Origin of the sequence: Pseudoalteromonas phenolica (assembly GCF_005886345.1) — a bacterium.
Classification (GTDB): Bacteria; Pseudomonadota; Gammaproteobacteria; order Enterobacterales; family Alteromonadaceae; genus Pseudoalteromonas; species Pseudoalteromonas phenolica_A.
In genome coordinates, this window is record NZ_PNEC01000086.1 from 1 (window position 1) to 13,450 (window position 13,450).

Consider the following 13,450-nt stretch of genomic DNA (forward strand, 5'->3'; position numbering starts at 1 on the left):
ATCAAGTCAAGACTAATTCAATTTAGTCCATGATAACGGGCTAAATACCAACTAATTTTAGTTTGCTCAAGATGATAGTTCTTACGCAAATATAAGATTCTTTCTTCGATGATAGGATCAACTCGAACAGCTGAATTTTCGGGGCATGGCTTAGAGTTAATTAACCCTACTTCTCCTTTAGCTGCATAATCTTTTTTCCAACGATAAAACGTATCTCTGGATATTCCCCAGTGCCGACAGGTCATGATAACGTTTCTGGTTTTTTGCGTGATCTAAAATCTTAAGCTTGCGTCTAACTTCTTGTTTTTCTTTTCTGTTCATCTAAAATTTTAACTAACACAATGTAAATATACAAAAATGTGTCAGCCAAGCTCTAAATATTCACAATTAATTACAATGGAATATGAAAGCAGGTATGCATAATTAGGGGGTCTACTTTTAGTGGGTAACACCAACAACAGCTTCTTGCTTAAATTCAGCCGTATAATTTCTGTTTGTTCGTTTTGTCATTTAACACCTCAATAATTTGATTATATTCCATTATTAAAGTGTCCTATTTGATTAAAGCAGAGCACACTGACGTGGAGCGAAGTTCAATGGTTGTGGTTTAAACCGAACTCAGGTTAATTAATTCTTTCATAATCTATTCTTTCAAGATAATTACTAATGATTGTCTCACTTATTTTCTGAGTCAATTTTAAAAGATTCTATGACTTTTCGTCAGTTTGAAATACATTAAGATTTGAATGTAAATCTATTAAGCTTTTACCTATCTCTTCGTAAGCATTTGAAGATTCATGAACTCCATTTGACGTCTCGAGCGCGATTTGCGTTATTTTCTTCAAGGTATTATTAACGTCCATAGCAACAGTTGCTTGTTCCTCAGATGCAGATGCAATTTGTAGGTTTACATCTGAAATTTCACTTACTGCAGAAGCTGCATCGTTAAAAGCGTTAGCAGTTTCTAAGCCTTTTTCCAGACACTCTAATGTACTTGCTTTTCCTCTTTGCATACTGTCTACAGCATTTTTTGCTTGCCCATGCAGTCTTTCCACAAGGTCTTGAATATCTATTGTAGATTCCCGTGTCCTTTTTGCTAATGAACGAACCTCGTCAGCTACTACGGCAAAACCACGTCCAGTTTCACCAGCTCTAGCCGCCTCAATCGCAGCATTTAATGCTAATAAATTGGTTTGTTCAGCAATACTCTGAATCGTGTCTGTTACTTGTCCTATGTTATTCGTTTCTTCCATCAAGCGTGATATAACCTCAGAAGTATCTTCAACTTCAACTGTTAGCTTTTCTATGATCTTTTGAGTACTTTGTGCAACAAGTTGACCTTCTCGGACTCTACCTTTGACTAGATCAGCGATCCGACTCGCATCATTTGTACTATCAGCAATTTCTTTTGTTGTTGAACTCATCTCTGTAACTGCAGTAGCAACAAGTTCAGTCTCTCTTTGCTGAGTTTCGACATTTGTTAAAGTTTTTTCTATTACTCTTAGTCCAACTTCAGAGGAGATTCCAAGTTTGTCAGCTTTGTGAGAAACATCACTAATAATATTATTCAAGATGTTCATAAAAGAATTAAAAGAACGCGCTAAGTCACCTAATTCGTCTTTAGAACTTTCATCTAACCTAATTCGAAGATTTCCGTCACCTTTAGACACTTGATCAATTCTTTCCAAAAGAAGCTTAAGAGGTTTTATTATTGAATTTTTTATAAAGTAAGGTACAAAAAAACAAAGAATTGTTGAAACAACAAATATGATGCTTATCTTGTTGATAACTCTTTTTTCATCTTCTTCTGCTTTTAATGCAGCTTCTTCAGTATATTTTTGTATATTATCAAGTACTTCAATGAGTTTTTCATCAATTCTATCTTCAATTTTCTTAATTTCTTTCGAACTTTTTAGCATTGAATTAATATCACCGAGATTAGCATAATTTATAGCAACCTTAGTTATTTCTTCTAGCTCGAATAAGTCTGAAGTTACACCCGATAAATCAGAAATTAAAATTCTGTATTTCTGCACAGCAATGTCGTTCTTTAAGTTTTTTATTGTTGATTTTGCGAAATCTAAAGCAGTATCAACTTCTAAATGAACAAGCTTTTGATAACTAGTGACTTTATCTATGCTTTTCGACAAATCCGATTTAGTCGAATTTGTATTATTAAGTGATAAAGCTGCAGTTAAAAACATTCTTTCTATATATATTGCTTGCTCAAGTTGGTGTTCAGTTGCTTTCGTTAACATCTTTGTCAGGGGAATATCTTCCTTGGCTATTTCATGTAAAGTCGTACCAAGCTTATTAAGATAAAATAATGAAACTAACCCTATGACTGATACAATAACAAATTGAATAAGTCCTTGAAGATATAATTTTTTAGTAATACTGAGATCATTTATCATATTAACAACCATATAATTAAATGTTATGTGATGTCTTCAGGTTCAATTGCTGAAATTTTTGCAAAGTGGTATAAAAGATTCATTGCTGAATTTGGCTCACTTGTAGCGAACGCTTCTAAGTTTTTTTCAGGTGCGTACATAAAATCAGAAAAACCATCAATTTGTTTAATTGCAGTTTTATCGATTAGCCTAAACCCCATACTCCAGTTTGCGAACAATCTTTCTTCAACAAGTTTAGCACTTAATAAGTTAACTCTTTTATGCCTTTCATCCATTTTAATTTTAGAGAAGAGTGATTCGACATCGTCTTTTTCTCCTTCTAGAGTCTGAAGAAAAGTGCCTACTCCGTCATATAATAATAGACCCGTAATATTGTTATTCTTATTGTATTGACGAGCTTGATTAAGGAGCTCCAACAACTCAGTTTGCTGAAATTTTTCATTAGCACTACTTACATAGCAAATCTGATATAGAATCTCGAACATATATATATCAAACCTAATTATTTAAAATGAATCTTAAGATTTGACTCACATTTTAAAATTAGTCGAGTAAAAAAAGATTTCAAGCGGTAATGTATCTAATTTTTTTTACTTTTTTCTGTATGTTCTCATCTGGCGAAGCTTCGAGCACTGCTTTGCTAAAGGAAACCAAGTAACGTTTAAAACCGTTAAGAAGCTACCTTCGGTATTCCCAGTAAGCAAGCTTTGCAAAGTAATGGGGGTAAGTCGCTCAGCCTATTATGCTTGGCTGAAGCGACCCGTAAAAATCATTACAGCGAAGCATTTGCATATGTATCGAAGAGCCAAGGTCATCTTCGAACAAAGCAGAAGTAGCTTGGGTTATCGAGAGCTGAGAAAACGGTTATGCAAGGAGGGGTTTGATGTTAGCGAGTATGGCGTGAAAAAGCTGATGAATAAACTTGGTTTAGTTGTAACTCAGCGTATTGCTTATAAAGTCACAACCAAGCGTAAACACATTGATGCTGTTGCGGATAACTTACTAAACCAGAACTTTAACCCTGTTGATGCTAATCAGGTTTGGGCGGGTGATGTGACGTATTTAAGAACAGGAGAAGGTTGGATGTACCTAGCCATTGTTATGGACTTATATTCACGCCGCATCGTTGGCTGGCATATCGATAAGCGAATGACGGCATGCTTAGTCAGCAAAGCGATGATGAAAGCTTATAACTTACGTCAGCCACCAAAAGGCTTGGTGTTTCACTCTGATAGAGGCTCACAATATACCAGTAAGCATTACCGTAAACTCCTAGCCAATTACGGTATCAGAGCGAGTATGGGCGATGTTGGAGCGTGTTGGGATAATGCGGTTGTTGAACGCTTTTTCGGTAGTTTAAAAAATGATTGGTTGTTGAAAGTTCCTCAGCCAACACATGAGCATATGAGAGATGATGTGGCAGCGTATATGTGCTATTACAACTTAGAACGACTTCATACGGCAAATGGTGATCTATCGCCAATTGAGTATGAGCAAAGTTCCTTAAGAAAAGTGTCCTGATTTAGTTGCGCAGAACAAATCATGTATTGACTAAGCCATTAGACAGTAAACTCCTAGATCTAAAGATTAAAGAGCATTTAACTCAATAATTTTGAAATTTTAATTATGTTTTATTGGTCTTATGATCAAAATTAGTGAGGAATTAACTCATGATAAGGTCTTTATTACAGCAATCACAAAAACTTAAATTAGCCATTTCTAATTTTGATTTTCTATCACCCTTATTGTTTAGGCTGATTCTTGCACCTACAATGATCATTGCGGGCTTCAATAAATTAAATCTGGGTAATACAGATGTATCTTTATTTTCTAGGTTGCTTGCTGATGAAAGTGTGGTGACATGGTTTGGTAATACAGAGTGGGGCTTGGGGTTACCTTTTCCTGATTTATTGGCCTTTCTAGCTGGGTGGGCTGAATTTTTAGGTGGCTGGCTATTATTACTGGGTTTGTTCACGCGTTTAATTTCAATCCCATTGATTTTCACTATGCTGGTTGCCATAACCAGTGTTCATTGGCATAACGGTTGGTTTGCAATTGCCCCTAGTTCTGGTGACGCTAGCCCAGCAACAGTATTAAGTTGGTTCAATATTGAAGCTGCACAGCAAAGTCTAGAAAACTCAAATGAAGTATCGCAAAGGCTCTCTAAAATAAATGAAATCATTGAGACTCATGGTTTTCCTGGTTACCTCCTCGAAAAAGGCTCTGTTGCGATATTGAATAACGGTATTGAATTCGCAGCCATATATTTAGCTATGTTACTAAGCCTGTTATTCACAGGTGCAGGACGGTTTGTCAGTTTAGATTATTGGATATTTAAACGATTTCATTAATCTGGGGATGCGAATAAGTCTGATTTCTTGTTATTCTATTAATATGTTTACTAAAGAGAATTATCATGGATGCATTAGAGCTTCTTACAAAAAGGCAATCAGACAGTAATTTGTCTTTTCCTGGTCCAAACTTAGAGCAACTTGAAATAATAAAAAAAGCCGCTTTAAAAGTGCCAGACCATGGTGGTTTAGCGCCATGGAAATTTATTGTAGTCGAAGAAGATGGTCGCGATAAATTGGGTGAAATTTATTATCAAGCTGCCGTTGCTGAACAGCAGGACGAAAGAACAGTCAGTAGGGCAAAAGAGCTGCCGCAAAGAGCGCCAATGCTTATCATTGCTGTTAGCCCTTATATGGAGCATCCAAAAGTGCCAAGAATAGAGCAAATTGAAAGCGCTGCTTGTAGTGTGTTTGCAATGCAACAAGCCGCTTTTGCACAAGGTCTTTCGGGCGTTTGGAGAACAGGTTATTTTGCTCAAAGTGAAAAGGTAAAAGAGTTACTCGAGCTTGATAGCAAAGATGAAATAGTGGGTTATTTATATTTGGGCACGCCCACTGTGATGTGTACAAAACCAGTACGTCATAAACCAGAAAACTTCTTTTCAAGCTTGTAGATGTTAATTTCTTAAAAGCAAATTTTTACTTGAATCATTGTGAGGGTATTACACCCTCACATATTTAAAATACCTTCCAAAACACAAAAAGAACTGAAATACCAACTAAAAACACAAAGCCTAAACCTGTCAGTATTTTTATAAGCATAGATTCTGACTCAAAGAGCTCATCCTTTATCAATTGGTAATTTAACCATGCAAAAAATGGTGTTGTTAAGAATGATAAAGTCATAGCAAGCATTAACATATCTTTGATATTCGCTTTAAAAAATAAAATCACAATCAAGCCTAAAGAAGCTTGTGCCATTAAAATCCACGACATTAGCTTCTTAGGTGACTTGGCAACTAAGGTATATGATTCATTTATTGTTCTGCTGTAGCCATCTAGAACAGTAATGGTGGTGCCAAACATACACAAGAATGCAACCGTTGCAATTAACCAACGCGACCACTCACCTATCGTAAGCGCATACATATCAATGAGTTGTTTAGAAAATGCAACGCCAGCTAGTTCAATTGGTTTATCCTGACCATATTGAAGTAACGCGCCAAGTGAGAAAAATAACAAGGCGAGTAGCAATGTCAGACCATATCCTAATTTGAAATCAAAAAGTGTTTGCTTAACGTTGATGTGTTTTTGGCGGTGTTTCGCTTTTATCCAAAGAGAATTTATTGCAGAAATTTCGATTGGCGCTGGCATCCAGCCCATTAATGCCACCATAAATCCAAGCATTGCCATTGAGAATGGAGATATTGGCGCAGCAGGCTCAGGGTGTACTTGACCATTTGATAAAGCAACAACAAAGGCGATAACTGTTGATAAAGTTAGAATACCCATAATGATCTTACTTGCTTTATCAAGTGCCTTGTAATGCCCAAGAAGTAAAATCAATAGGCACGTAAATAAAATACCAATGGATAAAATTGTCAAACTAGCTTGGAATGGTAAGACATATTGAAGTAGAAGCGCCGTAAGCAACAAAACCCCGGCAGTGTTAACGACCGCAGAGATGACATTTAGCAAAGTGAACAAGCAAAATAATGCTGTGTTATGTGCCTTATAACCTTCAACTAAACTTTTATTAGTCTTGGCCGTATATGTTACCGCAAATTTAAAAAATGGATATTTCAATAAGTTCACAATGATAATAAACGCGAAAAGCTGCCAGCCAAATAATGCGCCTGCTTGGGTTGAAGCAACTAGGTGCGAACCGCCAACTGCAGCCGTTGCCATTAAAATGCCTGGGCCTAAATGCTGGATTGTGTTTTTTAAATCTGATTTCATTTTTATTCTTATTTTTTGATAGCTTGAATAGCATAAATTTGCGGTATCAAATTACCTTTATGATATTTGAGAAACCCTTTACCGTCGACATACTGCAAGTTTTGCTCACAATCATAAGGGGAGTAAGGTGATTCAATATATTGCTTTATTTCAAGCCCGGCCTTAATAAGGGCTTGGATCACATCACTAACAGAGTGCGACCAAGTGACAATGGTAGACTCTTTACCATCGCAATTCTCAGTATAAGTCCCTTCTTTTTCTATGTCAGCAGACGATTTTTCAAAATAATCATAGCCTTGAAGCAGGTCATTGATTGGATGAAACTCAACCAAGACAAATTTGCCTCCAGATTTTAATGCATTTGAGATGGTTTTTGCCCATTGACTCAAATCTGGTAACCAACATAAAACGCCGTATGATGTATAAACTACGTCAAATTGCTTGTCATTTTTTTCACCGAATTGAACTATGTCATCACAAAAAAAGTTGGCATCAAGAGAGAGTTTTGATGAGAGGTGATTAGCTGCTGCTATTGCTTTGCTAGATAAATCAACCCCAGTTGTTTTAGCACCTAGCCGATTAAGTGAAAGCGTGTCTTGACCAAAGTGACATTGCAGATGGAGCAAATCTAATGATTCAACAGAACCAAGTAATTCTTTCTCAATTGGATTTAGGCTACATTTACCATTAATAAAAGATTGCACATCATAGAATGAAGACTCAAGGTGAATATCCGTTCTTTTATCCCATGTTGCTTTGTTGATACTTAAATAATCCATATCAGATACTTAACTTTTTGTTTCTAATATTCTAACACCTTTAGATTATTAGATAGCAAGGGAAAAATTAGGTTGATTTTTTAACCATTCATTAGAATAATAAAAAGGTTTGATAATCAGTTATCAAATTAACCCACCAAAAACCCAATAATCTATTTCATTCTATACTTAGTACAAGTGTACAAACACATTTTTGCTACTTTTATTCATAGTAATTTAAAACTGCATAGCAGTACTGAGTTCAGTTGCCAAAACTGGTGTATTTACAAGGAACCTCAATGGCAAACTTATTAATTAGAAAAAAACGACTGACTAATTCGCTATTATTTTTATCATTAATGTTTATCTCAAACGCTCATGCACAAGTGGTACGATATAGCGAAGTAGTAGAAAAAGAAGAGCAAGAGCAGATCCGAGTAGTCGGAACGCTAAAAGCCTACCAAACATCTAATATTGCCATCAGCGAATCAGGTTTGGTTAGTGAGGTGTTTGTTAATGATGGCGATTACGTTGAAAAAGGTGATCGACTTCTAAAAGTTGATGATAGACGTCTCATGGCACAAGTCGAACAATTGCGAGCAGAACATGCTGCAGCTAAAGAAAGCTTAAAAGCCGCTGAAGCCAAATTTGAACGAGCACAAAGTGACTATCAAGCATATTTAACTTCGCAAAAAAATAATGCGGTGTCTAAACAGCAGCTTGAAAGAAGCCGTGCAGAATCTAATTCTACGAAAGCGAATATGCTCGCAGCGAAACAGAACGTGGATGCAGTGATGGCAAGTCTAACACTTGCCGAAGTAAAGCTTTCTGATACTCAGTTAGTTGCGCCATTTAGTGGCCAAGTTGTAGAGCGTCACGCTGAGCTAGGGCAATGGCTATCAGCTGGCGATACTGCTTTTAAACTAACTGCTTTTGATAAACTAGAGGCTTGGCTTGATATCCCTGAACGACTTTCTCACCTTAAGCATAGTGAGGCGTTATCGATCCCATTGCAAAGTGCCAGTGCGTTAGCGACCTCAAATAAAGTGCAAGTCATCAATCAAATTGACCCTAGAGCACGCACATTCAAAGTCATTGCTGAAATTAGCCACCCTGGATTTATGCCTGGTATGTCAGTCAGTGCTTGGCTTGCTACAAACGCCAAATCATTAACATTGATGGTGCCAAAAGATGCCTTGATCCAACGTGGTGGTAGTTATTTTGTTTATAAGGTGAATACTGACGGAGACAACCAGTCTGCGCAATCAGTGCCTGTAAAAGTTAAGTTTCATAGATCTGGTTGGGTTGCTATTGACAGTGTCGTCTTAGCCAATGGCGATAAAGTGGTGACTGAGGGGAATGAGCGGCTAATGCCTGGACCTGTTGTGGCTGTACCAGATACGCAAGTCAGTTCACAGTCTATTTCAGAGAATGTGAACTAAAAGGGATATTTATGAATGTAGTTAAAGCTGCGGTGAAACAACCAATATCAGTGGTTGTTGCCGTTATTCTGTCAGTGCTTGCAGGTATATTGGCATTCACAAAAGTCCCTGTGCAAATGACCCCAACTGTCGACTCGGTTGTCGTCAGTGTGCGTACATTTTGGGAAAACGCCAGTCCAGAAGAAATTGAATCTGATGTTGTGATTGAACAAGAGAAAGTGCTTTCTGATGTAACGGGGTTAGTTTCGTTAACCAGTATTAGTCAAAACTCAGCGGCTCAACTTAGATTAGAATTTGAAACTGGCACTGACATTAATAAAGCGCAGGCTGAAGTGGTACAAAAACTCAATGAAGTACCCGCTTACCCGATGGGTGTCTCTCAACCAACTGTTGAAGGTGTCGATCCCATGTCAGTCGATTACATCGCATGGGTAGGCTTGGCCGCAACAGATCCTAACTTTGATAATACGACTTTGTATGACTTTATGGAAAGGCGATTAAGGCCACGTCTTGAGAACATCAAAGGTATATCGAAAGTCGGCATGATGGGCGCGCGTGAGCAGGAACTTCAGATCAGAGTAGATCCAGTTAAACTGGCAAACTTCGGTGTGACTTACAGCCAACTTGTTGATGCCATACAGCTTAGCAACACAAGCTATTCAGGAGGCAGACTTCCTGATGGTAAAAATGATATTCGTGTCAAAGCCCATGGTCGTTTCAGTGATGTGTCAGAAGTTAAAAATATCGTATTGCGCAGAGATAACAATGGCCCTGTGTATATCAGTGATGTGGCTGAGGTAGTCATTGATTATAAAGACATGACTGATTGGGTGAGAGCCCGTGGCGTAAAAATGCCATTTTTTAATTTTCAGTTAACTCGCGGTGCTAACTTACTGGAAGCCATGAACGCCTTAAAAGCAGAAATGGTCGAACTTAATAAACCGGGAGGTATGCTTGAGCAACATGCTAGAAAACTTGGCATTAACGGTACATTTGAACTGGTTCTAACTTGGGATTCATCAACCTACGTAGAAAATGCCATCGATCTTGTACAAAGCAATATTGTCGTTGGAGGCATGTTAGCGGTATTCACTTTATTGTTATTTTTACGCTCACTCAGAACCATAGGTGTAATCGCCATTGCGATTCCTATTTCTGTTATTGCATCTGTTGTGGTTTTAGTTGCACTTGGCCGATCTATCAATATTGTCTCTTTGGCTGGCATGGCTTTCGCGGTAGGCATGGTGGTAGATAACGCCATCGTTGTTATAGAAAACATATTCAGACACCTTGAAATGGGTAAAAGGCCACTCAAGGCCAGTGTTGATGGCACACAAGAAGTAGCAGGGGCGGTATTCGCCTCAACTATGACTACGCTCGTGGTGTTTATTCCTATCTTGACAATCAGCGACAGTGCCGGTCAACTATTCAGAGATATTTCGCTAGCTATTATGGCTGCTGTTTTTATTAGTTTTATTGTCTCTATTTTAGTTATTCCAGTTGCTGGCAGCTACTTCTTGAGAATGCGAACAGAGTCTAAGCAAGTAGAAATCAACTTTAAATGGTTTAAAGCGGTTGAGACAAAAGCGTCAAAGCTCCCTGAAACAATTGGGGCAATATTTACTTTTCTGACAGAAACAACAAAACGTAAGTTAATTGTAATTTCAAGCTTTGCCGTTATTACTCTTGCTGGTATCGCAATTTTAATTCCGCCATTAGATTACTTGCCTAAAGGTAACCGTAACTTTGCATTTGGTTTTATGGTGCCACCGCCGGGCTACAACTTAGATCAAATATCAGAAATTGGTGACCGAATCGAACAAAAGCTACGTCCTGCTTGGGAGCTAACAGAAGATAAATATCAAGCCGAGCAATATTTTAGACAAGGTGAACGCGCAACTGAAGCTGATAGGCCTACTATTCGATTAATGGATGGCTCGATGATAGATGCCCCAAAAGTTGATCATTACTTCTTAGTTGCAATGGGTGGGCAAGTATTGCATGGCCTTATTCCACAAGACCCTATTAAAACTGTAGATTCAGTTGATTTCCTTAATCAAACTTTAATGGGAGTAAACGCACCTGATGTTATCGGCTTTGCTTTTCAGTTTCCTCTGTTCAGCACTGGTGGCACAACGGGTTCAGCCATCCAAATTGATTTGGTAGGAGATGACTTAGAGCAAATAACACAAAGCGCAACTGCGTTGCTATTTCAATTGATTGGTACTTATGGTCCTTATGCAACCATTCCTGAGCCTGCTAATTTTATTCTACCGACGCCTGAGTTAAGTATTAAGCCATTAGATGAGCGTTTAGCTGAACTTAATATGACCCGAAGAGATCTGGGTTTAGCAGTGCAAACAAATGGTGATGGTGTGATACTAATGAACAGTTTTGCCATCGGTGGAGAGCTAAAAGATCTCAAAGTGGTAACGCAAGCTCAACAATCGGATTATCCAATTGAATCTTTAATGCAATTACCTATTGCCACACCTGAATCGGCAGTTATCGATCTTCAATCTATTGCACTTCTAGAGCGAACTCAGACAGCAGACCAAATAAAACACGTTGCTAGACAAAGGGCGATTACTTTGCAATTTACACCACCAGCAGGTATGCCACTTGAACAAGCCATTAACTCGGTTAATGCTATGGTGAGTGAATTAAAAAGCCAAGGGGCGATGTCTCAGTATGTTGATGTAAATATGGCGGGCAGTGCGGGTAAATTAGCGGATCTAAAAAATGCGTTGCTAGGTGACGGTAGCTTATTTGGTACTTTAAGTTCGAGTATGTTTTTAGCTATGTTCGTGGTTTATTTGGTAATGGTCATCTTGTTTCAAAACTGGAAGTATCCACTGGTTATTTTGGTTACGGTACCGCTGGCAACTTTAGGTGGTTTCATGGGGCTGAGTGCTGTGCATTGGGCCAGTGTATTTGACCGATATACACCAATACAAAACCTTGATGTACTTACATTACTTGGCTTTGTAATTTTGGCAGGTGTGGTGGTAAACAATGCGATTCTAATTGTGCATCAAGCATTGAATAACCAAAAAGAGCGCGGAATGAACGGGCAGCTTGCTATCCGATCTTCAGTTGAAAGCCGAGTCAGGCCAATTATGATGTCAACGCTTACCTCTGTCGGTGGTATGTTACCACTGGTATTAATGCCAGGGGCAGGTAGTGAATTATATCGTGGGCTTGGTGCGGTTGTTGTGGGTGGACTTGTTGTTTCTACAATTTTTACACTGATCCTGGTTCCTGTTTTGTTGAGCTTTTTAATGAAAGGTGAAGTGAAACATTCATAAAACAATTTAGCTTAATTATTAAGGCTCCGTGCGGGGCCTTTTTTATAGACTTTTAATCATGAACAATAAAAAACCTTTAAACATAGAGTCACCTTGTATCAGGCAATGCTGCTTGGATGAGAATGATGTATGTATCGGTTGCTTTAGAACCTTAGATGAAATTTTAAAGTGGAATTCATTGTCAGATAATGAAAAACAAGTAATTATGAATACGTGCATTGAAAGAAAACAAAAAAAGGAATCAAGATGATCACCCCAATTTACGTAGCCTTGTTGGCAATATTATTTGTATTTTTAAGTTTTAAAACGATAAAAATTAGAAAAAGATTACAAATAGGAGTGGGGACGGGAGATAACCCAGAATTGCTTAGAGCCATGCGTGTGCATGCTAATTTCGCAGAGTATGTGCCAATTACGTTAATATTAATTTTATCAGTGGAATTATTAAAAGGGCATTTTGTTATTGTTCATTGTCTTGGCGCATCACTTTTAATTAGCCGAGCACTCCATGCTTATGGCGTTTCTCAGGCCAAAGAAAACTTAAAGTTTCGTGTTTCAGGTATGTTACTCACATTCTCAACAATGCTAGTTTCTATTGTTTCAATTTTATACCTTTCAATTTTGTAGAAGAAAAGCGCAACGCGCTTTTCTGACTCTCTTTCAAAAAGTTTCCTATACTATTCAAAGGTTTAAGCGTAAAAGTAATTGCTTGGAAATGAGAAACAAAGCGTCAGAAAGTTCAGCTTTTTCCAGCAACTGTATGCTGACGGTTTTGGGTATTTAAGAATTGCTGGTGGATTATATCAATTAGCAAAACAATAAATGACATCAGTCGTGAGAGCTTTACTGCATGCTGGCATAGCACGTTTTAGAACATTTATGCTAACTAGTAACACAACATTTTTTAGCTTGATACTATAACTTCTCGAGCAACAAACATAAGCACAGTTTTAATCTCCATGACTTTATCTCTGGGCTTTGGCATTATATTTTCACTCCTGAACACCTTAATCTTGTTACAAGTTAACTATATGCAAGTTGAAAGAGTTACAGTAAACAAAAATAAACAAACTACTATGGTGTAAAACTAGATAGAACACGAAAAGATGAAATAAGAAGTGCCAGCAAAGACTTGATGAGAAGAGCGGCCTCTATATTTGATCCCGTTTAATCTTTTATTCTGATTAATAGCGTGTTACTAAACCGAACTAAGACCAAAAATCACCATATTCAGGGGTAAATAGTTGTTAAGGTTATTTGAATTAGTCTTGACTTGAT

General features: G+C 37.7%; 11 protein-coding genes and 1 pseudogene. 7 read left to right on the forward strand and 5 right to left on the reverse strand.

Annotated features, from left to right (window positions below; translation table 11 throughout):
* Positions 1–17: 17 nt before the first annotated feature.
* From CWB72_RS19975 to CWB72_RS19985, 3 genes are all read right to left on the reverse strand, one after another.
* Positions 18–245, reverse strand: coding sequence for a helix-turn-helix domain-containing protein (locus CWB72_RS19975; protein WP_138635117.1), 228 nt, complete (start codon positions 243–245; stop codon positions 18–20).
* A gap of 462 nt (positions 246–707) precedes the next feature.
* A complete protein-coding gene (locus tag CWB72_RS19980) occupies positions 708–2,414 on the reverse strand; it encodes a methyl-accepting chemotaxis protein (RefSeq protein ID WP_171037370.1) in 1,707 nt (568 codons plus the stop codon).
* Between the two features lie 23 nt (positions 2,415–2,437).
* Positions 2,438–2,899: a BLUF domain-containing protein gene (locus CWB72_RS19985; protein WP_138635123.1), complete on the reverse strand. Its 462-nt coding sequence runs from the start codon at positions 2,897–2,899 to the stop codon at positions 2,438–2,440.
* Between the two features lie 163 nt (positions 2,900–3,062).
* Between CWB72_RS19985 and CWB72_RS19990 the strand changes: the two are divergent.
* The 3 genes and pseudogenes from CWB72_RS19990 to CWB72_RS20000 all read left to right on the forward strand — a co-directional run.
* Positions 3,063–3,935, forward strand: a pseudogene (locus CWB72_RS19990) (IS3 family transposase); the annotation flags it as partial.
* Positions 3,936–4,084: 149 nt separating this feature from the next.
* A complete protein-coding gene (locus CWB72_RS19995) occupies positions 4,085–4,765 on the forward strand; it encodes an HvfX family Cu-binding RiPP maturation protein (protein ID WP_138635126.1) in 681 nt (226 codons plus the stop codon).
* A gap of 65 nt (positions 4,766–4,830) precedes the next feature.
* Positions 4,831–5,379 (forward strand): NAD(P)H nitroreductase, encoded by a 549-nt coding sequence (locus CWB72_RS20000; RefSeq protein WP_138635129.1) that lies wholly within the window; start codon positions 4,831–4,833, stop codon positions 5,377–5,379.
* A 64-nt stretch (positions 5,380–5,443) separates the two neighbouring features.
* Here CWB72_RS20000 and CWB72_RS20005 read toward each other — a convergent pair whose 3' ends face one another.
* Positions 5,444–6,664, reverse strand: a complete 1,221-nt coding sequence (locus tag CWB72_RS20005; protein ID WP_138635132.1) for an NRAMP family divalent metal transporter — start codon at positions 6,662–6,664, stop codon at positions 5,444–5,446.
* An 8-nt stretch (positions 6,665–6,672) separates the two neighbouring features.
* Positions 6,673–7,443: a class I SAM-dependent methyltransferase gene (locus CWB72_RS20010; RefSeq protein ID WP_138635135.1), complete on the reverse strand. Its 771-nt coding sequence runs from the start codon at positions 7,441–7,443 to the stop codon at positions 6,673–6,675.
* Between the two features lie 278 nt (positions 7,444–7,721).
* On the opposite strand from CWB72_RS20010, the gene CWB72_RS20015 reads away from it, so the two are divergent.
* From CWB72_RS20015 to CWB72_RS20030, 4 genes are read left to right on the forward strand one after another with little or no spacing between them, the layout of a single operon-like run.
* Complete coding sequence (locus tag CWB72_RS20015; RefSeq protein WP_138635138.1) at positions 7,722–8,864, forward strand: efflux RND transporter periplasmic adaptor subunit; 1,143 nt, start codon at positions 7,722–7,724, stop codon at positions 8,862–8,864.
* Between the two features lie 11 nt (positions 8,865–8,875).
* Positions 8,876–12,172 carry an efflux RND transporter permease subunit gene (locus CWB72_RS20020; RefSeq protein ID WP_138635140.1) on the forward strand — a complete coding sequence of 1,099 codons (3,297 nt, stop codon included), beginning with the start codon at positions 8,876–8,878 and terminating at the stop codon, positions 12,170–12,172.
* Between the two features lie 58 nt (positions 12,173–12,230).
* Positions 12,231–12,422: a DUF1289 domain-containing protein gene (locus CWB72_RS20025; protein ID WP_130256556.1), complete on the forward strand. Its 192-nt coding sequence runs from the start codon at positions 12,231–12,233 to the stop codon at positions 12,420–12,422.
* The gene (locus tag CWB72_RS20030) at positions 12,419–12,799 is read left to right on the forward strand and encodes an MAPEG family protein (protein ID WP_138635143.1); all 381 of its coding nucleotides are present in this window, start codon (positions 12,419–12,421) and stop codon (positions 12,797–12,799) included. Before CWB72_RS20025 ends, CWB72_RS20030 begins: the two co-directional genes overlap by 4 nt.
* Positions 12,800–13,450 lie beyond the last annotated feature (651 nt).

Excerpts from the sequence above, each read along its gene's own strand:
- CWB72_RS19975 (WP_138635117.1), bottom strand. The coding sequence starts at position 245 with ATGACCTGTCGGCACTGGGGAATATCCAGAGATACGTTTTATCGTTGG.
- CWB72_RS20020 (WP_138635140.1), top strand. The coding sequence starts at position 8,876 with ATGAATGTAGTTAAAGCTGCGGTGAAACAACCAATATCAGTGGTTGTT.
- CWB72_RS19980 (WP_171037370.1), bottom strand. The coding sequence starts at position 2,414 with ATGATAAATGATCTCAGTATTACTAAAAAATTATATCTTCAAGGACTT.
- CWB72_RS20010 (WP_138635135.1), bottom strand. The coding sequence starts at position 7,443 with ATGGATTATTTAAGTATCAACAAAGCAACATGGGATAAAAGAACGGAT.
- CWB72_RS19995 (WP_138635126.1), top strand. The coding sequence starts at position 4,085 with ATGATAAGGTCTTTATTACAGCAATCACAAAAACTTAAATTAGCCATT.
- CWB72_RS19985 (WP_138635123.1), bottom strand. The coding sequence starts at position 2,899 with ATGTTCGAGATTCTATATCAGATTTGCTATGTAAGTAGTGCTAATGAA.
- CWB72_RS20025 (WP_130256556.1), top strand. The coding sequence starts at position 12,231 with ATGAACAATAAAAAACCTTTAAACATAGAGTCACCTTGTATCAGGCAA.
- CWB72_RS20015 (WP_138635138.1), top strand. The coding sequence starts at position 7,722 with ATGGCAAACTTATTAATTAGAAAAAAACGACTGACTAATTCGCTATTA.
- CWB72_RS20030 (WP_138635143.1), top strand. The coding sequence starts at position 12,419 with ATGATCACCCCAATTTACGTAGCCTTGTTGGCAATATTATTTGTATTT.
- CWB72_RS20000 (WP_138635129.1), top strand. The coding sequence starts at position 4,831 with ATGGATGCATTAGAGCTTCTTACAAAAAGGCAATCAGACAGTAATTTG.
- CWB72_RS20005 (WP_138635132.1), bottom strand. The coding sequence starts at position 6,664 with ATGAAATCAGATTTAAAAAACACAATCCAGCATTTAGGCCCAGGCATT.